General features: G+C 73.9%; 25 protein-coding genes. 17 read left to right on the top strand and 8 right to left on the bottom strand.

The annotated features are described in order from the left end of the window. Positions 1–3 precede the first annotated feature (3 nt). Both M8330_RS07055 and M8330_RS07050 read right to left on the bottom strand, forming a co-directional pair. Positions 4–1,233 (bottom strand): hypothetical protein, encoded by a 1,230-nt coding sequence (locus M8330_RS07055; protein ID WP_250826740.1) that lies wholly within the window; start codon positions 1,231–1,233, stop codon positions 4–6. Next, positions 1,230–1,856 carry a SigE family RNA polymerase sigma factor gene (locus tag M8330_RS07050; RefSeq protein ID WP_250053180.1) on the bottom strand — a complete coding sequence of 209 codons (627 nt, stop codon included), beginning with the start codon at positions 1,854–1,856 and terminating at the stop codon, positions 1,230–1,232. Before M8330_RS07050 ends, M8330_RS07055 begins: the two co-directional genes overlap by 4 nt. A 157-nt stretch (positions 1,857–2,013) precedes the next feature. Here M8330_RS07050 and M8330_RS07045 point away from each other — a divergent pair, with 157 nt between their 5' ends. The 3 genes from M8330_RS07045 to M8330_RS07035 all read left to right on the top strand — a co-directional run bounded on the left by M8330_RS07045 (position 2,014) and on the right by M8330_RS07035 (position 4,567). Beyond that, positions 2,014–3,114 carry an S-(hydroxymethyl)mycothiol dehydrogenase gene (locus M8330_RS07045; protein ID WP_250053181.1) on the top strand — a complete coding sequence of 367 codons (1,101 nt, stop codon included), beginning with the start codon at positions 2,014–2,016 and terminating at the stop codon, positions 3,112–3,114. Then, a complete protein-coding gene (locus M8330_RS07040) occupies positions 3,114–3,746 on the top strand; it encodes an MBL fold metallo-hydrolase (protein ID WP_250053183.1) in 633 nt (210 codons plus the stop codon). The genes M8330_RS07045 and M8330_RS07040 overlap by 1 nt, the downstream gene beginning before the upstream one ends. A 227-nt stretch (positions 3,747–3,973) precedes the next feature. Continuing rightward, positions 3,974–4,567, top strand: coding sequence for a hypothetical protein (locus M8330_RS07035; RefSeq protein WP_250053185.1), 594 nt, complete (start codon positions 3,974–3,976; stop codon positions 4,565–4,567). Positions 4,568–4,645: 78 nt separating this feature from the next. Here M8330_RS07035 and M8330_RS07030 read toward each other — a convergent pair whose 3' ends face one another. Beyond that, complete coding sequence (locus M8330_RS07030; RefSeq protein WP_250826739.1) at positions 4,646–5,560, bottom strand: LysR family transcriptional regulator; 915 nt, start codon at positions 5,558–5,560, stop codon at positions 4,646–4,648. A gap of 88 nt (positions 5,561–5,648) precedes the next feature. On the opposite strand from M8330_RS07030, the gene M8330_RS07025 reads away from it, so the two are divergent. Beyond that, positions 5,649–6,890: an MFS transporter gene (locus M8330_RS07025; RefSeq protein ID WP_250826738.1), complete on the top strand. Its 1,242-nt coding sequence runs from the start codon at positions 5,649–5,651 to the stop codon at positions 6,888–6,890. A 31-nt stretch (positions 6,891–6,921) separates the two neighbouring features. Here the strand turns inward: M8330_RS07025 and M8330_RS07020 are convergent, their stop codons facing one another. Beyond that, positions 6,922–7,323, bottom strand: a complete 402-nt coding sequence (locus M8330_RS07020) for a hypothetical protein (RefSeq protein WP_250826737.1) — start codon at positions 7,321–7,323, stop codon at positions 6,922–6,924. A 133-nt stretch (positions 7,324–7,456) separates the two neighbouring features. Further along, positions 7,457–8,638: a class I SAM-dependent methyltransferase gene (locus M8330_RS07015; RefSeq protein WP_250826736.1), complete on the bottom strand. Its 1,182-nt coding sequence runs from the start codon at positions 8,636–8,638 to the stop codon at positions 7,457–7,459. 234 nt (positions 8,639–8,872) lie between these two features. Here M8330_RS07015 and groES point away from each other — a divergent pair, with 234 nt between their 5' ends. From groES to M8330_RS06985, 6 genes are all read left to right on the top strand, one after another. Further along, positions 8,873–9,166 carry a co-chaperone GroES gene (groES, locus tag M8330_RS07010; RefSeq protein ID WP_250053357.1) on the top strand — a complete coding sequence of 98 codons (294 nt, stop codon included), beginning with the start codon at positions 8,873–8,875 and terminating at the stop codon, positions 9,164–9,166. Positions 9,167–9,213: 47 nt separating this feature from the next. After that, positions 9,214–10,833, top strand: coding sequence for a chaperonin GroEL (gene groL, locus M8330_RS07005; protein ID WP_250053195.1), 1,620 nt, complete (start codon positions 9,214–9,216; stop codon positions 10,831–10,833). Between the two features lie 188 nt (positions 10,834–11,021). Further along, complete coding sequence (locus M8330_RS07000; RefSeq protein WP_250826735.1) at positions 11,022–11,930, top strand: GNAT family N-acetyltransferase; 909 nt, start codon at positions 11,022–11,024, stop codon at positions 11,928–11,930. Positions 11,931–11,967: 37 nt separating this feature from the next. Further along, complete coding sequence (guaB, locus tag M8330_RS06995; protein ID WP_250053199.1) at positions 11,968–13,470, top strand: IMP dehydrogenase; 1,503 nt, start codon at positions 11,968–11,970, stop codon at positions 13,468–13,470. A gap of 13 nt (positions 13,471–13,483) precedes the next feature. Further along, on the top strand, positions 13,484–13,843 hold the full coding sequence (locus M8330_RS06990) for an iron chaperone (RefSeq protein ID WP_250826734.1): 360 nt from the start codon (positions 13,484–13,486) through the stop codon (positions 13,841–13,843). Positions 13,844–13,946: 103 nt separating this feature from the next. Continuing rightward, the gene (locus M8330_RS06985) at positions 13,947–15,056 is read left to right on the top strand and encodes a GuaB3 family IMP dehydrogenase-related protein (RefSeq protein ID WP_250053203.1); all 1,110 of its coding nucleotides are present in this window, start codon (positions 13,947–13,949) and stop codon (positions 15,054–15,056) included. A gap of 48 nt (positions 15,057–15,104) precedes the next feature. Here M8330_RS06985 and M8330_RS06980 read toward each other — a convergent pair whose 3' ends face one another. Next, positions 15,105–16,040 carry a putative endonuclease domain-containing protein gene (locus M8330_RS06980; protein ID WP_250826733.1) on the bottom strand — a complete coding sequence of 312 codons (936 nt, stop codon included), beginning with the start codon at positions 16,038–16,040 and terminating at the stop codon, positions 15,105–15,107. Positions 16,041–16,178: 138 nt separating this feature from the next. On the opposite strand from M8330_RS06980, the gene M8330_RS06975 reads away from it, so the two are divergent. From M8330_RS06975 to guaA, 6 genes are all read left to right on the top strand, one after another. Continuing rightward, positions 16,179–16,973 carry a carbon-nitrogen hydrolase family protein gene (locus tag M8330_RS06975; RefSeq protein WP_250826732.1) on the top strand — a complete coding sequence of 265 codons (795 nt, stop codon included), beginning with the start codon at positions 16,179–16,181 and terminating at the stop codon, positions 16,971–16,973. Beyond that, on the top strand, positions 16,970–17,839 hold the full coding sequence (locus M8330_RS22385; protein ID WP_250826731.1) for a GNAT family N-acetyltransferase: 870 nt from the start codon (positions 16,970–16,972) through the stop codon (positions 17,837–17,839). Before M8330_RS06975 ends, M8330_RS22385 begins: the two co-directional genes overlap by 4 nt. After that, positions 17,836–18,306 (top strand): ribonuclease HI, encoded by a 471-nt coding sequence (gene rnhA / locus M8330_RS06965; protein WP_250053211.1) that lies wholly within the window; start codon positions 17,836–17,838, stop codon positions 18,304–18,306. The genes M8330_RS22385 and rnhA overlap by 4 nt, the downstream gene beginning before the upstream one ends. Positions 18,307–18,389: 83 nt before the next feature. Beyond that, entirely contained in the window at positions 18,390–20,021 is a 1,632-nt protein-coding gene (locus M8330_RS06960) for a succinic semialdehyde dehydrogenase (RefSeq protein ID WP_250053213.1), read from the top strand. Continuing rightward, positions 20,018–21,751: a GMC family oxidoreductase N-terminal domain-containing protein gene (locus tag M8330_RS06955; RefSeq protein ID WP_250053216.1), complete on the top strand. Its 1,734-nt coding sequence runs from the start codon at positions 20,018–20,020 to the stop codon at positions 21,749–21,751. The genes M8330_RS06960 and M8330_RS06955 overlap by 4 nt, the downstream gene beginning before the upstream one ends. A gap of 339 nt (positions 21,752–22,090) precedes the next feature. Beyond that, the gene (guaA, locus tag M8330_RS06950; RefSeq protein WP_250826730.1) at positions 22,091–23,719 is read left to right on the top strand and encodes a glutamine-hydrolyzing GMP synthase; all 1,629 of its coding nucleotides are present in this window, start codon (positions 22,091–22,093) and stop codon (positions 23,717–23,719) included. 73 nt (positions 23,720–23,792) lie between these two features. Here guaA and M8330_RS06945 read toward each other — a convergent pair whose 3' ends face one another. After that, positions 23,793–24,269 carry a LapA family protein gene (locus M8330_RS06945; protein WP_250826729.1) on the bottom strand — a complete coding sequence of 159 codons (477 nt, stop codon included), beginning with the start codon at positions 24,267–24,269 and terminating at the stop codon, positions 23,793–23,795. Between the two features lie 417 nt (positions 24,270–24,686). Between M8330_RS06945 and M8330_RS06940 the strand changes: the two genes are divergently transcribed. Beyond that, positions 24,687–25,298, top strand: a complete 612-nt coding sequence (locus M8330_RS06940; RefSeq protein ID WP_250053222.1) for a CBS domain-containing protein — start codon at positions 24,687–24,689, stop codon at positions 25,296–25,298. Here M8330_RS06940 and M8330_RS06935 read toward each other — a convergent pair. Continuing rightward, positions 25,295–25,450 (bottom strand): integrase core domain-containing protein (locus M8330_RS06935; RefSeq protein ID WP_250826886.1); only part of this gene is annotated, 156 nt, incomplete at its 5' end. The two genes, M8330_RS06940 and M8330_RS06935, sit on opposite strands and share 4 nt — an antisense overlap.

Below are 25,450 nucleotides of genomic sequence, written 5' to 3'. Positions count from 1 at the left end.
CCCTCACGCGCCGGGCAGCGCCAGCGAGAACCGCATGAGCTGGCGCGGGTCCTCGGCCAGCACATCGGGCTCGTCGTCGCCGAGGGTCCACACCTGCACGGCGCCGGCGTTGGTCGCGGAGTCGCCCACGAGGGCGACCACCTGGTCGGGGCCGGCCCAGGCCTGGGTGGTCTGGAGACCCTCGTAGCGCTGCACCTGGGCGCCGGTCCGCGCGTCCAGCACGGTCCAGCTGTTCTGGCCGAGGCCGTCGCGCCAGGGGTCCGTGGCCAGCACGTGCGCGCCGTCGGGGGAGAACCGCAGGTAGCCCACCTCGCACGTCTCCCACAGCGCCGTGCCCGTGGCCGCGTCGACGACCGCCGAGCAGGTCGACATCGCGCGCTCGTCCACCTCGGTGGTGCCGGCGACGAGGGTGCCGTCCGGCGAGACGCCGGTGACGGAGAAGAAGACGTCGGGCACGAGCTCGCGCGGGGCCTCGTCCGGGGTCACCACCCAGGCGCGACTGCCGCCCGAGCGCTCGTTGGTGAGGACGACGGCCTGGCAGCCGTCCCCCTCGTCCGCTGCCTCCTCGGTGCAGCCGCCACCGCGCACGGTCAGCAGCTCGGGCGGGCCGGCCGAGTCGGGCAGCCCGGTGAGCGGCAGCAGCGTCGGGTCGCTCTCCCCGGCGCCGAGCACGGCGACGCTGCGGTCCGCGCCTCGTCCGACCGTCCATCCGGCGGTGCGGCCCTGGCCGTCGCCCACGGCGTACTCGGTGCCCTCGAAGGTGTCCACCACGGTGCCGTCGGCCTCGACGAGCGTGAGGACGAGCCCGGTGCCGTTGCCGTAGGAACCGGCGAGGAACCGGTCGCCGAGCGGCACGAACGAGAAGCCGGAGGTGGCGTCCACGTCGACCTCCACGACCGTCCCGTCGGCGGCGTGGATGGTGGTGCCGTCCGACCAGGCGGGGCCGGTCACGGCGGCTGCGTCGTCGGTGCCCGCCCCGTCGGTGGCCACGGTGACCGCCGGCGAGGAGGGGGAGACCGGGTCGAGGTCGTCCGCGCGGGAGAGTGCGCCCCCGGCCACGACCGCCAGCGGCACGAGGACGGCGGCGACCGCGGCCACCGCGCCCGTGGCCAGCGCGGTGCGACGGCGGCGCACCGTGCGGGCCCGGCGCTGCACCGAGCCCAGCGTCAGCGGCTGGGCGGGCAGGTGCGCGAGCTCGTCGTCGAGCAGGTGACGCAGGTCGTCGGTGCTCATCGCTCCTCCTCCTTCTCGGGCCGGTTCGAGTGCTGGTTCGCGGGATGGCTCTCGGGCCCCGCAGCGACGGAGCCGGTGCGGGGGTCCAGGTGGGCGGGGGTCCGCTCGCGCAGGAGGGCCAGCCCGCGGTGGGCCTGGGACTTCACGGTGCCGACGCTGACCCCGAGCACCTCGGCGGTCTCGGCCTCGGTGAGCTGCTCGTAGTAGCGCAGCACGACCACCGAGCGGGCGCGCGGCGGGAGGCTGCTGACGGCACGCCACACCTCGGCCCGCTCGCCGAGGTCGTAGCGGTCGGCCGTGGTGGCACCGTCCGGGACCTCGTCCACCGGCCGTTCGCGCCGGCGCCAGGCACGGCGCCACAGCGAGGTGGTCTCGTTGACCAGGGCGCGGCGGACGTAGGCGTCCAGGGCGTCCCGCTCGCGCACCCTGTCCCAGGAGAGGTAGAGCTTGGCCAGGGCGGTCTGGAGCACGTCCTGGGCCTCGTGCGGGTCGCCGCACAGCAGGGTGGCGGTGCGGAGCAGGGCGCCCTGCCGCACGTGCAGCCAGGTGGCGAACTCCTCGTCGCGGCCGCCGGTGCCCGTGCGGGTGCCGGGGGAGTCCTCGGGTGGGGCCGGTGGGGTCATGGTGGCCTCCTCTCGTGCTCCTGGGACGCGACGAGGTCGAGGATGGTTGGAACCGGCGTCGAGGTCGAGGGGCGAGACCCCCGGACGACGGCTTTCGCGCGCGGCGCCGATCCGGTTGGGTGGGGGCCAACAGATCCTCAACCACAGGAGCGCGCAGATGCAGCAGGTGCAGGCAGTCATCGCCCGGAGCAAGGGGGCCCCGGTCGAGGTCGTCACGATCAACGTGCCGGCCCCGGGCCCGGGCGAGGCGGTCGTGAAGGTGGAGACCTGCGGGGTCTGCCACACCGACCTCCACTACCGCGAGGGCGGCATCAACGACGAGTTCCCCTTCCTGCTCGGCCACGAGGCCGCCGGCGTCGTCGAGGCCGTGGGCGAGGGCGTCACCGAGGTCGCGGTCGGCGACTCCGTCGTCCTGAACTGGCGTGCGGTGTGCGGCGAGTGCCGCGCCTGCCAGCGCGGCGACCTCCAGTACTGCTTCGCCACCCACAACGCGAAGCAGAAGATGACCCTCGAGGACGGCACGGAGCTCAGCCCCGCGCTGGGCATCGGCGCCTTCGCCGAGAAGACCCTCGTGGCCGCCGGCCAGTGCACCAAGGTCGACCCCGACGCCCGCAAGGCCGCCATCGGCCTGCTCGGCTGCGGCGTCATGGCGGGCATCGGTGCCGCCATCAACACCGGCCAGGCCACCCGTGGCCGCTCCACCGCCGTCATCGGCTGCGGCGGCGTGGGCGTCGCCGCGATCGCCGGGGCCTCGCTGGCCGGCTCCAGCCCGATCATCGCCGTCGACATCGACGAGAAGAAGCTGGCCAAGGCCAAGGAGCTGGGCGCGACCCACACGGTCAACTCCAAGGAGGTCGACCCGGTCGAGGCGATCAAGGAGATCTGCGGCGGCTACTACGAGGGCGCCGAGGGTGCGGACCTGGTCATCGAGGCCGTCGGTCGCCCCGAGACCTGGAAGCAGGGCTTCTACGCCCGCGACCTCGCCGGCGTCCTCGTCCTGGTGGGCGTGCCCACGCCGGACATGAAGATCCCCGACATGCCGCTGATCGACGTCTTCGGACGCGGCGGCGCGCTGAAGTCCTCCTGGTACGGCGACTGCCTGCCCAGCCGCGACTTCCCGATGCTGGTCGACCTCTACACCCAGGGCCGCCTCGACCTCGACGCGTTCGTGACCGAGGAGATCGGCATCGGCGACGTCGAGGCCGCCTTCGAGAAGATGCACGGCGGCAACGTGCTGCGCTCGGTCGTGGTCATCTGATGGCGGCTGCGAAGGTCGACCACGCCGTCGTCTCAGGCACCTTCAGCCTCGACGGCCAGACGTTCGACGTCGACAACAACATCTGGGTGATCGGTGACGAGTCCGAGTGCGTCGTCATCGACGCCCCGCACGACGTCCAGGCGATCCTCGACGTCGTGGGGGAGCGGACGCTCAAGGCGATCCTGCTGACCCACGCCCACGACGACCACTGCCGCGTCGCCCCCGCCCTGCGCGAGGCGGCCAACGGCGGGTCGGGCGCGCCGATCCTGCTGCACCCCGACGAGAAGCCGCTGTGGGAGCTCACCCACACCGACCACCTCTGGGACGTCGACGTGGCCGACGGGTTCGAGGTCACGGTCGGTGGCACGACCCTGAAGGCGCTGCACACGCCGGGCCACGCGCCCGGCGCGGTCTGCTGGTACGCGCCCGACCTGGGGTGCGTCTTCAGCGGCGACACGCTGTTCAACGGTGGCCCGGGTGCCACCGGTCGCTCGTTCAGCGACCACCCGACGATCCTGCGGTCCATCGGGGAGAAGCTGTTGGCCCTCCCCGACGAGACGGTCGTCCACACCGGCCACGGCGACGACACCACGATCGGGGCCGAGCGGGCCGGGATCGAGGCCGCCGGCTGAGGCCGGACCTCGCCGTCGACCAGGGGTCGAGATCGGGGCCACGTCTGCGCTGACCTGCGCAGACGTGGCCCCGGTCACGTCCGGGGAGCCGTCGTCGTCCGGTGCGGGACGGAGGTCCCGGCAGCTTCGTCCAACCGGCCCTGAGAACAACCTGAGAGCCATCCCTAACCTCGTGGGTGAAGGGCAGGGACGCTGGAGTCCTCGCCCACAGGGAGAGGGAGAGTTCCATGCGTTCACTCATCGACAGGTTCGCCTCGATCGTCGGAGTCGCCCTTGCGGCCGTGCTCCTCGTCGCGGGCGGACTGCTCAGCTGGGCCAGCTCCTTCATCGGCGACCAGGTCAACGACCAGCTGTCGATGCAGGGCATCACGATGCCGACCGAGGAGGCCATCGCCGACATGGCGACCGAGGACCGCGAGGCCCTCGAGCCGTTCGCCGGCCAGCCCCTCGACAACGGGCCCGCCGCCCGCGCGTACGCCGACCACTACATCCTCGTGCACATGAACGCCGCCAGTGACGGTCGCACCTACGAGGAGGTCAGCGGCGAGTACGTCGCCCTCAGCGACGAGGAGAAGGCCACCGAGGAGGGCCAGGCGCTCGGCGCCCTGCGCCAGACGCTGTTCATGGGCAACACCCTGCGCGGCCTGCTCCTCTACGGCTTCGCCTTCGCCACCATCGGCACCATCGCCGGTTACGCCTCGATCGCCGCGTTCGTCGGCGCCGGCATCATGGTGGTCCTGACCGCCGCCGGCCTGCGCCACGCCAAGCGCCTCGAGGCCGCCGAGGAGAAGGTCGACTCCCCGCAGGTCGCGGGGGTCTGACCCACGGCTCGCTCCCGGCCCTCACCGCGGAGCAGCCGACCACCACCATCACCACCACCGCCGCAGCGCCGGCCGGGTTCACCGGTCCGGCGCTGCGGCGCGTCCGGAGGGCGCTCCGGCGGTCAGGACGGTTGCCGCGAACGCCTTGGTGACCGCCCGCTGGTGCGGTGCCGGTCGGGTCACGAGGTCCACCGGCCACACCAGGTCCTCGGCGGCCGGCCCGACCACGCGGGGCGAGGCCAGGCCCGGCGCGGGATCGTCGCCGATGTGCAGCGCCGGCCCCAGGCCCGCGCGGACGAAGTCCGGGATGGCGTGCACCTGCGCGACCTCCAGCGACGCCCGGCGCGGCACCCCGGCCGCGGCGCAGGCGGCATCGGCGATCTGCCGGTTGCCGAAGCCTCGGGGTGCGCAGACCCAGGACTCCCCGCGCAGGTCGGCCAGCGTCACCGTCGCGCGCCCGGCCAGCGGGTGCTCCGGCGCGAGCAGGAGGCGCATGGGGCTCGCGCCCAGCCGCACGGACTGCACCCCGTCCAGGTCGCCGACGGCCGAGGCGAGGGCGACGTCCAGGTCCCCGGAGGCGACCTTGGTGACGAGTCCTCGCGCGCCTTCCGGGTCCGACCGCAGCTCCAGGTGGACGGCCGGGTGGCTGCGGGCGAACCGGCCCAGGAGGGCCGGCAGGTCCAGCGGGTGGTGGGTCGTCATCGTGCCGACGGTGAGCGTGCCGCGCAGCCCGTCGACGGCCTCGCGGACGACCTCCCGGGCCCGACCGGCCTCCGCGAGGGTGCGGCGCGCCACCTCGAGCAGGGCGGTGCCGGCGTCCGTGGGCACGGCGCGACGTGGGGTGCGGACGAAGAGCGGGGTGCCGAGCTCGCGCTCCAGGGACGCCAGGGAGGCGCTCACCGCGCTCTGCACGACGTGCAGCCGCGCGGCGGCCTGGCTCAGGGTGCCCTCCTCGGCCACGGCGAGCACCAGCTCCAGCTGACGCAGCTCCACGAGCGTCCTCCGATCCATCGTAAGTAGTGATGGATCGTGTCACTTTCTTTCGCTTGAGTCGATGGGGCAGTGGCCCGACGCTGAAGACATGACCGTCACCTCGTCCGCCCCCGCCCCCGGGGCCCCGCTGTCCCCGTTGTCCCCGCCGGCCGCGGGGAGCCGCCGGCACGCCGGTGGCTTCTGGGTGGTCGCCGCCGTCTTCGCCACCGTGATGGCGTTCAACACCGCGCCCACCCCGCTGTGGGCGGTCTACCGCGCCGAGGAGGGCTGGTCGTCCCTGACGATCACCCTGGCCTTCGCCGCCTACGCGGTCGGCGTGCTGGTCTCGCTCCTGGCCGTCGGCCACGTCTCGGACTGGGTCGGCCGCCGACGGGTGCTGCTGCCGGCCGTCGCCCTCGAGGTGCTGGCCGCGGGCTTGTTCCTGCTCTCGCCGTCGCTGCCCGTGCTGCTCGGGGCGCGCCTCGTGGGCGGCCTGGGGATCGGGATGCTCACCGCGACCGCCACCGCGCACCTCGCCGAGCTGCACCGGCACGCACGGCCGGACGACTCGCCCCGGCGCGCGGGCGTCGTCGCGACCGCGGCCAACCTGGGCGGCCTGGGCCTGGGGCCGGTGGTGGCAGGGGTGCTCGTGGCGGTCCTGCCTGCTCCGCTCACCACCACCTACCTGGTCTTCGCCGGGCTCCTGGTGCTCTCGCTGGTCGCGCTGCTGCTGGTGCCGGAGACGGTCGCGCGGGACCGGTCGGTCCGCTACCGGCCGCAGCGCGTGGTCGTCCCTGCGCACGCGCGCCGTCGCTACGCCGGCGCCGCCGCGGGGGTGTTCGCCCTGTTCATGGTGCTCGGCCTGTTCACCTCCCTCGCGCCCTCGGTGCTGGCCGCGCTGGGCTCCACCCACGCCGTCGTCTCGGGCGGTGCCGCGGCCTCGGTGTTCTTCGCGGCGGCACTGAGCCAGGTCGTGCTCGGCGGCTGGGCACCGGCCCGTCAGCTGCGGGTCGGGCTGGTCGGCGCTGCGACCGGGGCCGCCGCCGTCGGCGTGGCCGTGGCCGTCGGCGTGGTGCCGCTGCTGCTCGTGGGCGGGCTGGTCGCCGGCGCCGGTGGCGGGCTCCTGCTCAAGGGCGCCCTCGGCGCGGCCGCCGAGCTGGCGCCGCCGGAGCAGCGCGGCGAGGCGGTGGCCGGGGTGTTCCTGGCGGGCTACCTCGGGATCACGGTGCCGGTGGTCGGGCTCGGGCTGCTCACCGCGGTCGGGGTGGCGCTGACCACCGCCGCGATCGTGTTCGTCGCCGGCGTCCTGCTCGTGCTGGCGCTGGCCGCCGCGCTGCTGCGCCGCGCCTGAGCGCCCGACCCCGCGGGTGCTGGCGACGGCCTCAGCGGGCCGGCACGTGGCTCTTGACCGACGCCTCGCGCACCCGGCCGGCGCCGTCGGTGACGGTCACGACCACCCGTGCGGGCCCGGCCAGCACGTCACGGGGCACGGGCACCCGGAGCCGCCGACGTCCCGCGGGCGCGTCGACGCCGGCCTCGGCCAGCAGCTGGCCCCAGCGCTCCAGCCGGACCTCGACGTGGCTGGCCTCGGGCAGCACCAGCTCGGCCAGCACCCGACGCCGGCCGTGGTGGCGGCCCACCTGGGAGCGCAGCAGCGTGGGGGACGGGTCGCCGCCCCAGCGGGAGCCGGTGCCGGCGTCCCCGGTGCGGCCCGGGAGCACGGACGCCGACCAGGGCGCGGCGACGCAGGCGGCGGTGGGGCCGGTGGCCTGGTGTCGAGGCATCGCGCCCTCCCGACGACGGCGGGCGTCCCCCTGTGGGAGGCCCGGTGGCTCCACCCTGGGCGCGCGGCCTGTGGTGGTGCTGTGCTCGTCCTGTCGTGCGAGGACGACCCTCCCGGGCTCCGGGATGCCGCGCTCAGCGCAGCGGTCGCACCAGCAGTGCCGTGCCCTCGCCGGCGACGCGCGTGAGCACCAGCGTGCCGCCCTCGTCGCCGGAGAGGGCGAGCCGCTTGCGCAGCTGCTCGGGCACCACGTCCACCCCACGCTTCTTGATCTCCAGGCGGCCGACGCCGCGCTCGCGCAGCGCGGCCCGCAGCGGCTTCTCCCGGTAGGGCAGCTCCTCGAGGACCTCGTAGCCCCGGGCGAACGGGGTCGCGAAGGCCTCGTCGGAGGTGGTGTAGGCGAGGTGCTCGTCGATCAGCCCACCGCCGGTGCCGGCCGCCACGGCCGTCACCAGGCCGGCGCGGATGACCGCCCCGTCCGGCTCGTAGAGGAACCGGCCCAGCGGCACCACGGGGGCGCCGGGGTCCTCCTCCTCGGTCAGGGTCGCGAGCCCGCCGTCCCCGAGCACCGTGGCCCGGCGGCGCACGGTGGCGAGGCGTCCCGACCAGAGCGCCGCCTCCTTGACCTCGCCGTGGTCGGAGACCCACTCGGCCTCGACCCCCTCGGGCACGAGGTCGTGGGGGATGCCGGGGGCGACCTTCACGCACGAGTCGCGACGCAGCAGGCCCTCGACGAACGGCCACGGCGGCGTCCAGTCGTCGACGGAGAAGGTGCGGCCCCGGGCCGAGCGGCGCGCGGGGTCGGCGAAGGCGACGTCGAAGGGGGAGGGGTCGATCGTGGTCGCGTCGGCGACCTGCACCGCGCCGGGCAGGCCCAGGGCGGCCAGGTTGGCCTGCGCCAGCGCGACGCGGACGGGGTCGAGGTCGACGCCCGCCACGATCGCGCCGGTCTCCGCCGCGGCCACGAGGTCCCCGCCGATCCCGCAGCCGAGGTCGATGACGGTGCGGGCCTCGAAGGCCGCCAGCCGCGCGGCGCGGTGCCGGGCGACCGGGAGGCGCGTGGCCTGCTCGAGGGCGTCGGGGGTGAAGTACATGCGGGACGCCAGCTCGCCCAGCTTGGCCTCCGCGCGCCGACGCAGGCCCGCCTGGCTCAGCGCCAGCGACGTACGCTCGGGCGTGGCCCCGGCCACCGTGGTGCGGCGCAGCGTGGTCTGCGCGCGCAGCGGGTCGGGCTCGGCCGCCACCAGCGCGGTCGCCTCGGCGAGCAGCTGCTGGCCGTCGTCCGTGAGCAGCCAGGCGAGGTCGTCGAGGTCCATCCCGCCATCCTGTCAGGCCGGCCCGGGGCCGCCGTCCACGGGCGGACGAGGCGGGGCGACGGTGCCTCCCTGGCACTCCCTCGGGTCGAGTGCTAGTTTCTTCCTTGGCACTCTCACCTCGAGTGTGCCAATGCTTGCGACTCGGTGCGACCCCCGCGACGGCGCGCCGCAGGGCCCGCAGGCACCTGACGTGAACAACTCACATCCGTGTGCAAGAAAGTGGAGGTCGACACCGTGTCGGTCAACATCAAGCCCCTCGAGGACCGCCTCGTCGTCAAGCCGCTCGACGCCGAGCAGACCACCGCCTCCGGCCTGGTCATCCCGGACACCGCCAAGGAGAAGCCCCAGGAGGGCGAGGTCCTGGCCGTGGGTCCGGGTCGCATCGACGACAACGGCAACCGCGTCCCGCTCGACGTCGCCGTGGGCGACAAGGTCATCTACTCCAAGTACGGCGGCACCGAGGTCAAGTACGCCGGCGCCGAGTACCTCATCCTCTCCGCCCGGGACGTGCTGGCGATCGTCGGCTGACCTGGCCCCGCGCCGGTCAACCCACGACAGCTAGCAAGGAGGCACACATGCCCAAGATCCTGGAGTTCGACGAGAAGGCCCGCCGCTCCCTCGAGCGCGGCGTCGACGCCCTCGCCAACGCCGTCAAGGTGACCCTCGGCCCCAAGGGCCGCTACGTCGTCCTGGACAAGAAGTGGGGCGCCCCCACGATCACGAACGACGGCGTGACCGTCGCTCGTGAGGTCGAGCTGGACGACCCGTTCGAGAACCTGGGTGCCCAGCTGACGAAGGAGGTCGCCACCAAGACCAACGACGTCGCCGGTGACGGCACCACCACGGCCACCGTGCTGGCCCAGGCGATGGTCCACGAGGGCCTGCGCGCCGTGGCCGCGGGTGCCAACCCGATGGCCCTCAAGCGGGGCATGGACGCCGCGGCCCAGGCCGTCGGCGAGGCCCTGCGCGAGGCCGCCCGCGACGTGGACTCGGTGGAGGACATGGCCTCGGTGGCCACCATCTCCAGCCGCGACACCCACATCGGTGACCTGCTCAGCCAGGCCTTCGACAAGGTCGGCAAGGACGGCGTGATCACCGTCGAGGAGTCCTCCTCGATGGGCACCGACCTCGAGTTCACCGAGGGCATGCAGTTCGACAAGGGCTACCTGTCCCAGTACTTCGTGACCGACCAGGAGCGCATGGAGGCCGTCCTCGACGACCCCTACATCCTCCTGCACCAGGGCAAGATCAGCTCCGTCCAGGAGATGCTGCCGGTCCTGGAGAAGGTCATGCAGGCGGGCAAGCCGCTGTTCATCCTCGCCGAGGACGTCGAGGGCGAGGCCCTCTCCACCCTGGTCGTGAACAAGATCCGCGGCACGTTCAACGCCGTCGCGGTGAAGTCTCCGGCCTTCGGTGACCGTCGCAAGGCGATGATGCAGGACATCGCGACCCTGACCGGTGGTCAGGTCGTCGCCCCCGAGGTCGGCCTCAAGCTCGACCAGGTGGGCCTCGAGGTCCTGGGCACCGCGCGTCGCGTGGTCGTCACCAAGGACAACACCACCATCGTCGACGGTGCCGGCGACGCCGCCGCCGTCGAGGGCCGCGTGAACCAGATCAAGGCCGAGATCGAGAACACCGACTCCGACTGGGATCGCGAGAAGCTCCAGGAGCGCCTCGCGAAGCTCGCCGGTGGCGTGTGCGTGATCAAGGTCGGCGCCGCCACCGAGGTGGAGCTGAAGGAGAAGAAGCACCGCATCGAGGACGCCGTCTCCGCGACGCGCGCCGCGATCGAGGAGGGCATCGTCCCCGGCGGTGGCTCCGCGATCATCCACGCGGTCTCCGCGCTGGACGGCGACCTGGGCCTGACCGGTGACGAGGCCGTCGGCGTGAAGGTGGTCCGCAAGGCCGCCGACGAGCCGCTGCGCTGGATCGCCGAGAACGGTGGCGACAACGGCTACGTCGTGGTCACCAAGGTCCGCGAGCTGGGCGTCGGCAACGGCTTCAACGCCGCCACCGGCGAGTACGGCGACCTGGTCGCCCAGGGCGTCCTGGACCCGGTCAAGGTCACCCGCTCCGCCCTCATCAACGCGACCTCCATCGCCGCGATGCTGCTGACGACCGAGACCCTGGTCGTCGACAAGCCCGAGGAGGAGGACGAGGCCCCGGCCGCCGCCGGTCACGGCCACGGTCACTGAGCCGCGTCCCCGCCTCCCAGGCACCGCCTCTCCAGGCACCACGCACGCCCCGTCCCGGGTCCCCCGGGGCGGGGCGTCGTGCGTGCGGGCGACCTGCGGTGCCGCGCACGTCACGCGACGGGGCGAGCGCGCGCGGGCCCGGCCTGCGCCAGAATGAGCCCACCCCCGAGCCAGGAGACCCCCTCGACATGACGATGCTGTGGCGCGTCCGCGCCAGCCTGCCCGACCGTCCCGGTGCCCTCGCCTCGCTCGCCCAGCGCTGCGCCGAGGCCGGGGTCGACATCCGCCGCGTGCAGGTCTTCCCCGGCAACGAGGAGGTCACCGACGAGCTGGTGCTGGCGACCACCGACGGGTGGAGCGCCGACGGGGTCGCCGAGATCATCACCTCCGCCGGCTGGCACCACCTCACGGCCCAGGAGGTCACCTCCGACGCGCTGCTGGACCAGCCGACCCGCTACGTCCAGGCCGCCCGCAGCATCCTGGCGCGGCCCACCAGCTTCCCCGAGGTCGTCGCCCAGCTCTTCGACGCCGAGACCGAGCCCCGCGCCGACGGCGAGCCGCCGCTGGACATGATGGAGATGACGGTCGGCGACGTGCAGGTGCAGGTGCGTCGGCTCGCGCCGTTCACCGACACCGAGCGGCGGCGCGGCCTGGCGATGGCCGACCTGGTCAGCGACGTCCTCCAGCGCAGCAAGGAGACGGCGGCCATCGCCTCGTCCACCTCCCACCGTCGCCTGGGCAGCGGCGCGACCCCCGCCTACCTGCCGGACGGAGACTCGATCTCGGCCGTCGTCGACGGGGCCGTCGTGGGGCTGGCGACCGTGCAGGAGCCGGACGCCGAGGACCCGGGGACGCGGCACGTGGCCCTGCGGGTGGACGCCGGCTGGCAGCGCCGCGGCATCGGCACCCGCCTGCTCACCGACGCCAGCCGGCTGGCCCGCGGCCTCGGTGCGGAGGAGATCGTGCTCACGACGCGCTCGGACAACCAGGCCGTCCTCCCGATGGTGCTGGCCGCTGGCCTGCGCGGACGCATCCGGATGGCCGGTGACGTGCTCACCGTCAGGGTGCCCGTGCGGGATCTCAAGCCCCTGCTGTGATGCGGGCCCGGGGCGTCCGCGTGGCTACGCTGTGCGGGTGGAGACCAGTGACAAGTTCGCGAACCTCGGCCTGACCTACGACGACGTCCTGCTGCTGCCGGGGTACTCCGACCTCGCGCCGGCCGACATCGACACCTCCTCGCGCCTGACCCGCGAGATCAGCCTCCAGGTGCCGCTGCTCTCGGCGGCCATGGACACCGTCACCGAGTCGCGGATGGCCATCGCCATGGCCCGCCAGGGCGGCATCGGCGTGCTCCACCGCAACCTCTCCATCGCCGACCAGGCCTACCAGGTCGACCTGGTGAAGCGGACCCAGACGGGCATCATCTCCAACCCCGTCACCATCGGCCCCGACGCGACGCTCGAGGACCTCGACAAGCTCTGCGGCCAGTACCGCGTCTCGGGCCTGCCGGTGGTCACCAGCGACGACACGCTCATCGGCATCATCACCAACCGCGACCTGCGCTTCACCCCGGTCGCGGAGTGGGCGACCACCAAGGTCGACGAGGTCATGACCCCGATGCCGCTGGTCACCGGCCCCGCCGACATCAGCAAGGAGGAGGCGACCTCGCTGCTGCGCCAGCACAAGCGCGAGCGCCTCCCGCTCGTGGACGCCGAGGGCAAGCTCGCGGGCCTCATCACCGTCAAGGACTTCGTCAAGGGCGAGCAGTTCCCCAAGGCCTCCTACGACGCCAGCGGCCGCCTCCTCGTGGGTGCCGCGATCGGCTACTTCGGCGACGCGTGGGAGCGCGCGACCACGCTGATCGAGGCCGGCGCCGACGTCCTCGTGGCCGACACCGCGCACGGCCACGTCGCCATGCTGCTCGACATGGTGCGCAAGCTGAAGGCCGACCCGGCCACCAAGCACGTCCAGGTCATCGGCGGCAACGTCGCCACCCGCGAGGGCGCGCAGGCCTTCGTGGACGCCGGCGTGGACGCCGTCAAGGTGGGCGTCGGCCCCGGCTCCATCTGCACCACCCGCGTCGTCACCGGCGTCGGCGTCCCGCAGATCACCGCCGTGCACGAGGCGTCCCTGGCGGCCACGCCCGCCGGCGTCCCCGTGATCGCCGACGGCGGCATGAAGCACTCCGGCGAGATCGCCAAGGCCCTCGTGGCCGGCGCGAGCACCGTGATGCTCGGCTCGCTGCTGGCCGGCTGCGAGGAGTCCCCGGGCGACCTCGTCTTCGTCAACGGCAAGCAGTACAAGGCCTACCGCGGCATGGGCTCGCTCGGCGCGATGAGCAGCCGCGGCAAGAAGTCCTACTCCAAGGACCGCTACTTCCAGGCCGAGGTCACCAGCGACGACCAGATCGTCCCCGAGGGCATCGAGGGCCAGGTCGCCTACCGCGGCCCGCTCGCGGCCGTGGCCCACCAGCTGATCGGTGGCCTCAACCAGTCGATGTTCTACGTCGGCGCGCGCACCGTCCCGGAGCTGCAGGAGAAGGGCAAGTTCGTCCGCATCACGCAGGCCTCGCTCACCGAGTCGCACCCGCACGGCGTGCAGATGACGGTCGAGGCGCCGAACTACACGGGTCGCTGACCCCGGCCGCACCATGACGACGGACCCGCGCGTCGAGGAGTACCTGGCCACGTTGGCCGGGCTCGACCCGCGGGTCCTGCCGCGCGTGGAGCAGGTCCGCGCGATCGTCGCGGAGCTGGTGCCCGAGGCCGTCGAGGCGCTCTCCTACGGGCTGGTCGGCTGGAAGCTGGACGGCAGGCCCCTGCTCTACGTCGGCGGGTTCGCCCGGCACGTCGGGCTCTACGCCACGCCCGCCGGGCACGAGGCGTTCGCCGAGGAGCTGTCGCGGTTCACGCAGGGCAAGGGGTCGGTGCAGCTGCCGCTGACCGAGGACCTGCCCGTCGACCTCGTGCGACGGATCGTCGCGTTCCGCGCCGAGCAGGTCCGCGGCTGAGCCCTCGCCCGGCCGGACCAGGGGCTGGTCGCCGAGGCGTTCACCTGCCGGACGCGCTCCCGCCGCTTCGGGGGGAGAGGGCCCGCGCTTGTAGTCTGCTCGGGTGAGCGAGATCCAGATCGGGCAGGCCAAGCGCGCCCGTCGCGCCTACTCCTTCGACGACGTCGCCATCGTGCCCTCGCGGCGCACGCGTGACCCCGAGGAGGTCTCGACGCACTGGCAGATCGACGCGTACCGCTTCGACATCCCCGTGATCGCCGCACCGATGGACTCCGTCATGTCCCCGGCCACCGCGATCGCGATGGGCAAGTTCGGCGGCCTCGGCGTCCTCAACCTCGAGGGCCTGTGGACGCGCTACGAGGACCCGACCTCCCTGCTGGCCGAGGTCGCCGGGCTGGAGGGCCGTGAGGCCACCCGCCGCATGCAGGAGATCTACGACGAGCCGGTGAAGGCCGAGCTCATCACCGAGCGGCTGCGCGAGATGCGTGCCGCCGGGGTCACCGTCGCGGGCTCGCTCTCGCCCCAGCGCACCAAGGAGTTCGCCAAGACGGTCGTGGACGCCGGCGTCGACATGTTCGTCATCCGCGGCACCACCGTCTCCGCCGAGCACGTCTCCAGCCAGGCCGAGCCGCTGAACCTCAAGGAGTTCATCTACGAGCTCGACGTGCCGGTCATCGTCGGCGGCTGCGCGACCCACCAGGCCGCGCTGCACCTGATGCGCACCGGCGCCGCCGGCGTCCTCGTGGGCTTCGGCGGCGGCGCCGCCCACACCACCAAGACCGTGCTCGGCATCGCCGTGCCGATGGCCTCGGCCGTCGCCGACGTGGCCGCCGCCCGCCGCGACTACCTGGACGAGTCCGGCGGCCGCTACGTGCACGTGATCGCGGACGGCTCCATCGGTCGCTCGGGCGACATCTCCAAGGCCATCGCCTGCGGCGCGGACGCCGTCATGGTCGGCTCGCCGTTCGCCCGCGCCACCGACGCGCCCGGCCACGGCTTCCACTGGGGCACCGAGGCCCACCACCCCGAGCTGCCCCGCGGCACCCGCGTGCAGTTCGAGACGGTCGGCACGATGGAGGAGATCCTCTTCGGCCCCAGCCACGTCGCCGACGGCACGATGAACCTCATCGGCGCCCTCAAGCGGTCCATGGCCACCACCGGCTACACCGACCCCAAGGAGTTCCAGCGCGTCGGGGTCGTCCTCGACGTCTGAGACTTGGTGGGTGCGATCACTGGCGTCTGGTGCCAGTGATCGCACCCGTCACGGGCATCGCGGGCAGCGGGCGGTCCTGCCGGTCCACCCGCGCGCCCGCAGCACGCCGGCCAGGGCCTCGGCGGTGGTGCACGGGTCCCGGACGACCTGGGACCAACCCAGACGGACGGTGACCAGCCCCTGCTCGAGCGAGGCGAGGTCGCGCTGGAGGTCTCGTGCGCGGGCTCGGGGGTCGTCGTGGAAGGCTCGCCCGTCGAGCTCGACGACCACGCCCCACCTGGTGAGCTCGACGTCGCGGTACGTGACCCCGACCCGGGAGACCGCCCGACGCTGACGGTCACCGACGGGCAGCCCGTGCGCTCGTTGGACGCGGTGGAGGAACTCCCGCTCCAGCACCGAGGACGTGCCGGCCTCGATGTCGGTCAGCAGCGCGGCGATCTCGGCGCGGTGGCGCAGGGTCGGTGCGGCACCGACCTCGGCCAGCACACGCTGCGCCGTCGTCCGGCGGGTGTGCAGGAGGTCGGCGAGGAGCGTGAGCCGGTGACCCAGGTCCACGGCGAGGTCGGCGGCCTCGACGGCGGCGTCCTCGAGGCTCACCCGGGGCGGCGAGGTCCGCGGCTGGACCCGGGCGTCGAACTGTCGTGACCGCGTCACGGACACCCCCGGGACCTGCCGCCGGGTGCTGGTCCGGTGCGGCACGAGGACGTGGGCCGGGAGGCCGGCAGCACCGGGCAGCGCGGACTCCCGGTGCAGGGCGGCTCGGGGGAACAGCAGCACGGCGGCCCAGAGCCGCTGCTCGGCGGTAGGCGGCCCCGTGTCGAGCCGGTAGACGCCGGCGTGCCACCGGTGCAGCTCCCCGCGGCGGAGCATCCGGCGCACGTCGTCCTCGCTCGCCCCCAGCTCGGCGAGCTGGCGCCTGGCCACCACGCGGGGTTGCTGGATGGTGAGCAGGCGGCGCAGCCCTGGGTCGCGAGTGTCGATCACCCCCTGGCTCCTGCCCGCTCGGGGCCATCCGTGCACCAGCACCCGGTGCGCCTGTGGAGGAGTGCCTTGGTGGGTGCGATCCCTGGCAGGTGGTGCCAGTGATCGCACCCACTGAGCGTGAGGTGGCAGGCTGGCCGCATGACGAGGCTGGTGGTGGCCGCGGGGCAGGCGGTCCCGGTGGTGGGGGACGTGGCGGCCAACGTGGCGCGCGCGGCGGAGATGACCCGGCAGGCGGCCGCCCGGGGCGCCCGGCTGCTCGTGCTGCCGGAGGCCTTCCTCACCGGCTACGAGCCGCGCGCCTTCGAGGACACGGACGCCCTGCCGCACGAGGACGACCTGGCCGGCGACCTGCTGGCCCCGCTGCGGGCCGCGGCGGACGCGGCCGAGGTGCACGTGCTGGTCAGCACCCCGCTGCACCGGTCCGACGGGTCGGTGACGCTGAGCCTCGTCCTCGTCGGTGCGGACGGCGCCGCGCACGCCGCCTACGACAAGCAGCACCTCGACCCCACCGAGCGCGCCTGGTTCGCACCCGGCGGCCCGGGCACCTCGGTCGTGGAGGTCGACGGCGTGCCGCTGGGTCTCGCCATCTGCTACGACTCCCGGTTCCCGGAGCACGCGGCCGCCGCCGCCGAGGCGGGCGCGCTGGCCTACGTCGTCTCCGCCGCCTACCTGGAGGGCTCGACCCGGGGCCGGGACGTGGCCCTCGCGGCCCGCGCGCTGGACACCGGCACCCACGTGGTGATGGCCGGCGCGCTGGGGGAGTGCGGCGGCGTCCCGATCACCGGGGGCTCGTCGGTGTGGGGCCCGGAGGGCCACCTGCTCGCCTCGGTGGCGGACGACGACGGGGCGCTGGCCCTGGCGGTGCTCGACAGCGACGTCGTCGCCGAGGTGCGCACGCGCCAGACGATGCACGCCGACCGGCGCCGGTCGTGAGGCCTCCGCACGGGGCCGGTGACGCGGCCGGGGGCGTCCCCGCCGACGTGCTCGCGCACCTGGACCTGGTCACTCGGGACGACGCCGACGTCCACGAGGTCGGCCCGTTCACCCAGTTCGTCGGCCGTGGCGCCTGGGGCTACTACGCCCGGCCGCGGCTGGGCACCACGCACCCCTTCACCGCCGACGACGTGCGTGCGCTGGCCGCGGCGCAGACCCGGCTGGGCAGCAGCCACGACCTGGAGTGGGTCGCCGAGGAGGCGCCCACCCTGGAGGCGGCGGCGCGCGAGGCGGGTCTGCACGTCGACCGGCACCCGCTGCTCGTCCTCCCGCCCGGGGTCGAGCCGGTCGCCCCCGCGACCGACCTCGAGGTGCGCCTGCTCGGGGCGGACGACGCCGACCTGCCCGCGGTCCACGCCTGCATCAGTCTCGGGTTCGCGACGCTGGGCACCGCCGTGGGCGAGGCCGGGGCCGTCGAGCGCGACCAGCGGGCCGCCGGCCCGCAGCACTCGCTCGACCAGGTGCGCGGCATGCTGCGCGCCGGCACGCGCGTGCAGGCCGGCGCGTTCGACGTCGGCGGGGTCGGCGGGGTCGGCGCGGTCGGCGGGGGAGCGCACCACCCGGTGCAGCGCGACGGGGTCAGCGCCACCGAGATCGTCGGCGTCGCCACGCTCCCGGCCTCCCGTCGCCGCGGCGCAGCCGGCGCCCTCACGGCCCTGCTCGCCCGGCACGCCCGGGCCGCCGGCGTCCGCACCGTGTTCTGCTCCGCCAGCGACGAGGCCGTGGCGCGCGTCTACGAGGCCGTCGGCTTCGTGCGGGTCGGTACGGCGCTGGCGACCACGACGTGTGAGGATCACGCCCCGTGAGCGAGACCAGCCCCCACCCGGACGACGTCGTGACCGTGCACACCGACGGGTCGTGCGCGCCGAACCCGGGGCCCGGTGGCTGGGGCGCGCTGCTGCGCCAGGGCAGCCACGTCAAGGAGCTGTGCGGGGGAGAGCCCGGCACGACCACCAACAACCGCATGGAGCTGATGGCGCCGATCATGGCGCTGCGCGCGCTCAAGCGCCCGTGCCGGGTGGAGATCTACACCGACTCCTCCTACGTGCGCGGCGGCATCACCTCGTGGATGCGGTCGTGGAAGAAGAACGGCTGGAAGACCTCGGCCAAGCAGCCGGTCAAGAACGAGGACCTGTGGCGCGAGCTGGACGAGGAGTGCGGCCGCCACGAGGTGAACTGGCACTGGGTCAAGGGCCACGCGGGGGACGCCGGCAACGAGGCCGCCGACCGGCTCGCCAACCGCGGCCGCGAGGAGGCCGTGCGCGGCGCGTGAGCCGCCACGACGACTCCCGCCGCAACTGAACGATTGTCAACAAGGGGCTCGTCAGCGAGAGGGACGTCACCTACCCTCGGGTCATGACCGCCCCCCACGGTGACTCCCACCCGCGTCCCGGCGACCCCCTGCTGGACGGCCCGCACGACCCCGAGCACGACCCCCGTGCCGCCTACGTGCTCGAGCCGAGCCACGTCGCCCGGCTCACTTCCCGCGTGGTGAGCACGACCGGTCGCACGGCCGAGGTCCGCAGCCCCGTCAACGACGCCCCGCTGGCCCACGTGCCGCAGTCGAGCGAGGCCGACGTGGCGGAGGCGTTCGCCCGCGCCCGGGTCGCCCAGGCCGCGTGGGCGAGGACGACGGCGCAGCACCGCGCCGCCGTCCTGCTGCGCTTCCACGACCTCGTGCTGGAGCGCGCGGACGAGATCATGGACCTCATCTGCTGGGAGTCCGGCAAGGCGCGCATCCACGCCTACGACGAGCCCGCCCACGTCGCGCTGACGGCCCGCTACTACGCCCGCACCGGCGCCGCCACGCTCGCCCGCAGGCGCGCCCCCGGCGTGGTGCCGGGGCTGACGAAGGTCGAGGTCAACCGGGTGCCCAAGGGCGTCGTCGGCGTGATCAGCCCGTGGAACTACCCGTTCACCATGGCGATGTGCGACGGGCTGCCCGCGCTGATGGCCGGCAACGCCGTGGTGGCCAAGCCCGACGCCCAGACCATGCTCACCGCCCTGCTCGGCGTCGACCTCCTCGAGGAGGCCGGAGCACCGCCCGGCCTGTGGCAGGTGGTGGCCGGGCCGGGCGCGGAGGTCGGCGGCGCGATCGTCGAGCGCGCCGACTACGTCTGCTTCACCGGGTCCACGGCCACCGGGCGGCGCATCGCCGCCGGCTGCGCGGAGCGGCTGATCGGCTGCTCCCTGGAGCTGGGCGGCAAGAACCCGCTCATCGTGCTGCGCGACGCCGACGTGGAGCGTGCGGCGGAGGGCGCCGTCCGCGCGTGCTTCTCCAACGCCGGGCAGCTGTGCGTCTCCACCGAGCGGCTGTTCGTGGCCGACCAGGTCTACGACCACTTCGTCGAGCGGTTCGTGGCCCGCACCCAGGCGCTCTCGCTGGGCGCGGGCACCGGCTGGGGCGTCGACATGGGCTCGCTGACCTCGGCCGACCAGCTGTCGAAGGTGGCCGCCCACGTCGAGGACGCGATGGCGCGCGGCGTCACGATCCTCACCGGCGGTCGGCACCGCCCCGACCTCGGCCCCTACGTCTTCGAGCCCACGGTGCTGGAGGGCGTCACCCCCGACATGGCCTGCTTCGCCGAGGAGACCTTCGGACCGGTCGTGGCGATCCACCGGTTCACCGACGAGGCCGACGCGATCGCCCGCGCCAACCAGGGCGAGGAGGGGCTCAACGCCGCCGTCTTCGGCCGCGACACCGCGCACGCCCGCGAGGTCGCCCGCCAGGTGCGGTGCGGCACGGTCAACGTGAACGAGGGCTTCGGCGCCACGTTCGCCTCCATCGCGGCGCCGATGGGCGGCATGGGCACCAGCGGCCTCGGCCGTCGCCAGGGCGCCGAGGGCCTGCTCCGCTTCACCGAGGCGCAGTCGGTGGCCACCCAGCGCGTCATGCCGATCGCCCCGGCCTTCGGGCTCGACGACCGGCGCTACGCGCAGGTCATGACGGGAGCCCTGAAGGTGATGAGGAAGCTGGGGCGCGCATGAGCGGGCAGCCCGGGGTCGAGACCGGCCTCGACGCCGACGTGATCGTCATCGGCTCCGGCTTCGGTGGCTCGGTCGCCGCGCTGAGGCTGGTGGAGAAGGGGTACCGCGTCCTCGTCCTGGAGGCCGGCGCGCGCTTCGAGGACGACGACTTCTCCTCGGGCACCTTCGACCTGGCGCGCTACCTGTGGGCGCCGGCCCTGGGCTGCTACGGCATCCAGCGGGTCGAGGCGCTCAAGGACACGATGATCCTGGCCGGTGCCGGCGTGGGCGGCGGCTCGCTGGTCTACGCCAACACCCTCTACGAGCCCCCGCAGGCCTTCTACGACGACCCCCAGTGGCGCGACCTGACCGACTGGCGCGAGGAGCTCGCGCCCTACTACGACCAGGCCAAGCGGATGCTCGGCGTCGTCACCAACCCCGAGACCACCCCGGCCGACGAGGTGATGCGGGACGTGGCCGAGGAGATGGGCGTCGGCGAGACGTTCCACCCCACGCCGGTCGGGGTCTTCTTCGGCGGGCCCGGGCAGGACCCCGACACCGCCGTGCCCGACCCGTACTTCGGCGGCGAGGGCCCGGACCGCAACCCCTGCCGCAGCTGCGGGGAGTGCATGAGCGGCTGCCGGCACAACGCCAAGAACACGCTGGTGAAGAACTACCTGCACCTGGCCGAGAAGAAGGGCGCCCGCGTCCTGCCGCTCACCACGGTCACCCGGATCACCGAGCGTGCCGACGGCGGCTACGACGTGCACGTGCGCTGGACCAAGGCGCGCCGCGCCACCCGCGCCACCACCCGGGTGCTCACCGCCGGCCAGGTGGTGATGGCCGCGGCCAGCCTCGGCACCCAGAAGCTGCTGCACCGGATGAAGGACGAGGGGCACCTGCCGCGCCTCTCGGAGCGGCTGGGTCACCTCTCGCGGACCAACTCCGAGTCGATCCTCGGCGCCATCGCGCCGAAGGGCGGCGACGTCGACTACTCCCGCGGCGTCGCGATCACCTCCTCGTTCCACCCCGACGCCGACACCCACATCGAGCCCTGCCGCTACGGCCACGGGTTCAACGCCATGTCGATGCTCCAGACGGTGCTCACCGACGGCGACGGCCCGGCGCCCCGCTGGCGGACGTGGCTGGGCGAGCTGTGGAAGCAGCGGCGCAGCGTGGGCGACCTCTACGACCTCGCGCACTGGTCGGAGCGGTCGGTGATCGCGCTGGTCATGCAGAGCCTCGACAACTCGATCACCACCTACGGCAAGCGCGGCCCGTTCGGCTGGTACATGACCTCCAAGCAGGGGCACGGCGCCCCCAACCCGACCTGGATACCGCTGGCCAACGACGCCGTGCGGCGGATCGCCAAGCGCGTGGGCGGCACCCCCGGCGGCACGGTGGGGGAGCCGTTCAACCGGCCGCTGACCGCCCACTTCATCGGGGGCTGCGCGATCGGCGGCACGGCCGAGACCGGCGTGGTGGACGGCTACCAGCGGGTCTTCGGGCACCCCGGTCTGCACGTGGTGGACGGGTCGGCGATCAGCGCCAACCTCGGGGTGAACCCGTCGCTGACCATCACCGCGCAGGCCGAGCGGGCGCTGGCCCTGTGGCCGAACAAGGGCGAGGCCGACCCGCGCCCGGCGCTCGGTGCGGGCTACGCCCGGGTCTCGCCGGTGGAGCCGGTCTCGCCGGCGGTGCCGCCGTCCGCGCCCGCGGCCCTGCGGCTGCCGATCGTCGGGGTGTCCTGAGGGGCGCGGTCAGCGCTGGTCCAGACCGGCGGGGCCGGGTGGCAGCGGCCCCGTGACCCGCCGGTGCCACGGACGTTGAGCCGGTCGACCCGGCATGCTCCCTCCCGAATGTCGCCGGGTCGTCCCCTGGTCCAGGCACCGTCCCCAGCACGGTGCGTGGACCTGTCAGGGCCCGGCCACCTTCTCCCTCCCCGGCCGGGCCCTGACGCATCCGGAAGCGGGCACCGGGCGCCGCCGGGGGTGCGCCCGGCGCCCGTCCCGGTGGCGCGTCGTGACCGTGGGTGCCCAGGGGTCTCGCCGGTGCAGGGCGGACGGCGGCCCACGGCTAGGATCGCGCCCATGAGCGAGGCCCCCACCACCGCGGTGACCCCGGAGCACGCCCACGACGAGCACGACCTCGTGCTGGTGGTGGACTTCGGTGCCCAGTACGCCCAGCTGATCGCCCGTCGCGTGCGCGAGGCGCGGGTCTACTCCGAGATCGTGCCGCACACGATGCCGGTCGAGGAGATGCTCGCCCGCAAGCCCGCCGCGATCGTGCTCTCCGGCGGACCGAGCTCGGTCTACGCCGACGGCGCCCCCGGCATCGACGCGGCCCTGTTCGCCGCCGGCGTCCCCGTCTTCGGCATGTGCTACGGCTTCCAGCTGATGGCGGCGGGGATGGGCGGCGAGGTCGCCGCGACCGGCGCCCGCGAGTACGGCCGCACCCCGGTCACCGTCACCGACGGCGGGACGCTGCTGGCCGGCATCCCGGGCGAGCACAAGGTGTGGATGAGCCACGGCGACTCCGTCACCGGCGCCCCCGCGGGCTTCTCCGTGCTGGCCTCCACCACCGTCACCCCGGTGGCCGCGTTCGAGGACCTCTCGCGTCGCCTCGCCGGCGTGCAGTGGCACCCCGAGGTGCTGCACTCCGAGCACGGTCAGACCGTGCTCGAGCACTTCCTGGTCGACATCGCCGGCTGCCGCCAGACCTGGACGATCGGCAACATCGCCGAGGAGCAGATCGAGCGGGTCCGCGCCCAGATCGGTGAGCGCGGCAAGGCGATCTGCGGCCTCTCCGGTGGCGTCGACTCCGCCGTCGCCGCGGCGATCGTGCAGCGCGCCATCGGCGACCGCCTCACCTGCGTCTACGTCGACCACGGGCTCATGCGCGCCGGCGAGACCGAGCAGATCGAGCGGGACTTCGTGGCCGCCACCGGCGCCCAGCTGGTCGTCGTGGACGCCGAGAAGCAGTTCCTCGACGCCCTGGCCGGCGTCACCGAGCCCGAGGCCAAGCGCAAGATCATCGGCCGCGAGTTCATCCGCACGTTCGAGGCCGCGCAGGCCGACATCCTCGGCAGCGACCCGGCCGCCACCGTCGGCACCGAGGAGGACGGCAAGATCGCCTTCCTCGTGCAGGGCACGCTCTACCCCGACGTGGTGGAGTCCGGCGGCGGCGCGGGCACCTCCAACATCAAGAGCCACCACAACGTCGGCGGCCTGCCCGACGACCTCGAGTTCGAGCTCGTCGAGCCGCTGCGCGAGCTGTTCAAGGACGAGGTGCGTGCCGTCGGCGCCCAGCTCGGCCTCCCGGACGTGATCGTCCAGCGCCAGCCGTTCCCCGGCCCCGGCCTGGGCATCCGCATCATCGGCGAGGTCACGCGCAGCAACCTCGACATCCTCCGCGCCGCCGACAAGATCGCCCGCGAGGAGATGACCGCCGCGGGCCTCGACGGCGACATCTGGCAGATGCCGGTCGTGCTGCTCGCCGACGTCCGCTCCGTCGGCGTCCAGGGCGACGGCCGCACCTACGGTCACCCGATCGTGCTGCGTCCGGTCACCTCCGAGGACGCCATGACCGCCGACTGGGCGCGCCTGCCCTACGAGGTGCTCGAGACCATCTCCACCCGGATCACCAACGAGGTGCCCGAGGTCAACCGGGTGACCGTGGACATCACCTCCAAGCCCCCGGGCACGATCGAGTGGGAGTGATCGCTCCCTGACGCGCGAAGGGCGCCCCGGCCAGGCCGGGGCGCCCTTCGCACGTGCGGGGCCGGGGGAGCGGTCAGCGGGCGGCCTTGGCCTCCGCCTTCGCGGCCTTCTTCCGCTGGCGCTCGCGGGCCTTGGCGCGGCGCCGCAGCTGCATGATCCGCAGCGAGCCGCCGAGCGCGGTGAACAGGATGCCGGCGGCGAACGCCACCAGGATGACGACGGCCACCGGGAACGAGCCGGAGAAGGACAGGAACGTCACCGTGGTGGCCGCGGTGTTCTGCGCGACGAAGATGACGACCAGGATGAGCACCAGGCCCAGGCCGACGGTCGCGGCGTAGAACGCGCCGGTGCGGGAACGGCGCATCGGGTCGCGGTCCGGGTGGTCCTCGGCCGGCCCGGCGGTGGTGGGCTCGTGCTCGTGCGGGTCACGCGTGGCCGGCGGGGTGCCGTCCGTCGTGGGCTGCACCTCGGTGCCGGCCTCGGGGGTGCCGGGCTCGTGCTGGGTGGGCGCGTCGGTCGACGCGGTGGTGGGGTCCTGCTCGTTGCTCATCGTCTCTCCTCGTGCGTGCGCACCCCTCCTGCCCGGAGCGGGCCCGCGCAAACTCCGGGCGCGGCACAGTCTCGCGTCCTCGACGCTAGTGCGTGGCGGGGGGCGCTCCGGACACCCGACCGGTGGGTGGGTCGCCTGCCCGCGGGCCGGCCCGCGACGTTCGCCTGCCGTTCGACTGCCGGGCACCTGGTCCAGACGGGTGGCAGGGGATCAGTGACAGATCTGCGGACGCTCGCGTACAGTTCCTCTTGAACCGCTGGTGACCCGAGACGCCAGCGGTTCTCTACTTTTCCGGCACCCCGTCGGGCCTGCCGGCCCGGGGGCCGCCGAGGCCCCTGGCCAGGTCAGGCCGCTCGCCGCCGCGGACCGGGACGTTCGCCCCTCCGGCCCCCGCCCCGCCGGGAGCAGCATGAAGTCATGCTGGTCCACGAGGTGATGACGTCCCGCCCGATCTCCATCGGCCCCCGCACGCGCGTGAAGTCGGCCATGCGGCTGCTGGCGACGAACCGCCTGACCAGCCTCCCGGTCGTCAGCGCCGAGGGGCGCCTCGTCGGCATCGTCAGCGAGGCCGACCTGCTGCGCGACGCCCTCACGCCCGACGCGCGGGCCCGGCTGTGGCCCACGCACACCCCCGCCTCGTCCTGGGACGCCCAGGTCGACGACCGGCCGGCGTACGTCGAGGAGGTCATGAACACCCACGTGCTCACCGTGCACCCCAGCACCGACCTGGCCGTCGCCGTGGAGCTGCTGACCACCACGGGCGCGAAGTCGATGCCGGTGCTCGACGCCCACGACCGGGTCGTCGGCATCATCTCGCGCAGCGACGTGGTCCGGGTGCTGGCGCGCAGCGACGCCGACCTGGAGCGCGACCTGGACGCGGAGCTCCTCCAGCTGGGGCACCCGGACTGGCTGGTCGAGGTGCACGAGGGCGTGGCGCTCGTCGAGGGCCCCATGGGGCCGGGCGAGCGGGCGCTGGCCGAGCTGGCCGGCCACGACGTCCCCGGCGTCACCGAGGTGCACGTCCTCTAGGTGTGATGCCCAGCCAGGTTGGTCAGTCTGGTGATGGGGGCGGCCTTGCCGATTGCTGAGTGGGGCCGGTGGTGGTTGTACTCGTGGACCCATGCTGGCAGGGCCGCGAGGCGGGCTGACTCGGAGTTGTAGAACTTCTTGAATGCCCAGCC

This window comes from Nocardioides bruguierae (assembly GCF_023656415.1).
Lineage (GTDB): Bacteria > Actinomycetota > Actinomycetes > Propionibacteriales > Nocardioidaceae > Nocardioides > Nocardioides bruguierae.
Note: the sequence above shows the minus strand (reverse complement) of the source record. Positions and strands in the feature narration are given on the sequence as shown.

Coding starts and splice junctions, on each gene's coding strand:
- M8330_RS07055 (WP_250826740.1), bottom strand. CDS start 1,233: ATGAGCACCGACGACCTGCGTCACCTGCTCGACGACGAGCTCGCGCAC.
- M8330_RS07050 (WP_250053180.1), bottom strand. CDS start 1,856: ATGACCCCACCGGCCCCACCCGAGGACTCCCCCGGCACCCGCACGGGC.
- M8330_RS07045 (WP_250053181.1), top strand. CDS start 2,014: ATGCAGCAGGTGCAGGCAGTCATCGCCCGGAGCAAGGGGGCCCCGGTC.
- M8330_RS07040 (WP_250053183.1), top strand. CDS start 3,114: ATGGCGGCTGCGAAGGTCGACCACGCCGTCGTCTCAGGCACCTTCAGC.
- M8330_RS07035 (WP_250053185.1), top strand. CDS start 3,974: ATGCGTTCACTCATCGACAGGTTCGCCTCGATCGTCGGAGTCGCCCTT.
- M8330_RS07025 (WP_250826738.1), top strand. CDS start 5,649: ATGACCGTCACCTCGTCCGCCCCCGCCCCCGGGGCCCCGCTGTCCCCG.
- M8330_RS07020 (WP_250826737.1), bottom strand. CDS start 7,323: ATGCCTCGACACCAGGCCACCGGCCCCACCGCCGCCTGCGTCGCCGCG.
- M8330_RS07015 (WP_250826736.1), bottom strand. CDS start 8,638: ATGGACCTCGACGACCTCGCCTGGCTGCTCACGGACGACGGCCAGCAG.
- groL (WP_250053195.1), top strand. CDS start 9,214: ATGCCCAAGATCCTGGAGTTCGACGAGAAGGCCCGCCGCTCCCTCGAG.
- M8330_RS07000 (WP_250826735.1), top strand. CDS start 11,022: ATGACGATGCTGTGGCGCGTCCGCGCCAGCCTGCCCGACCGTCCCGGT.
- M8330_RS06990 (WP_250826734.1), top strand. CDS start 13,484: ATGACGACGGACCCGCGCGTCGAGGAGTACCTGGCCACGTTGGCCGGG.
- M8330_RS06975 (WP_250826732.1), top strand. CDS start 16,179: ATGACGAGGCTGGTGGTGGCCGCGGGGCAGGCGGTCCCGGTGGTGGGG.
- M8330_RS06960 (WP_250053213.1), top strand. CDS start 18,390: ATGACCGCCCCCCACGGTGACTCCCACCCGCGTCCCGGCGACCCCCTG.
- M8330_RS06955 (WP_250053216.1), top strand. CDS start 20,018: ATGAGCGGGCAGCCCGGGGTCGAGACCGGCCTCGACGCCGACGTGATC.
- guaA (WP_250826730.1), top strand. CDS start 22,091: ATGAGCGAGGCCCCCACCACCGCGGTGACCCCGGAGCACGCCCACGAC.
- M8330_RS06945 (WP_250826729.1), bottom strand. CDS start 24,269: ATGAGCAACGAGCAGGACCCCACCACCGCGTCGACCGACGCGCCCACC.
- M8330_RS06940 (WP_250053222.1), top strand. CDS start 24,687: ATGCTGGTCCACGAGGTGATGACGTCCCGCCCGATCTCCATCGGCCCC.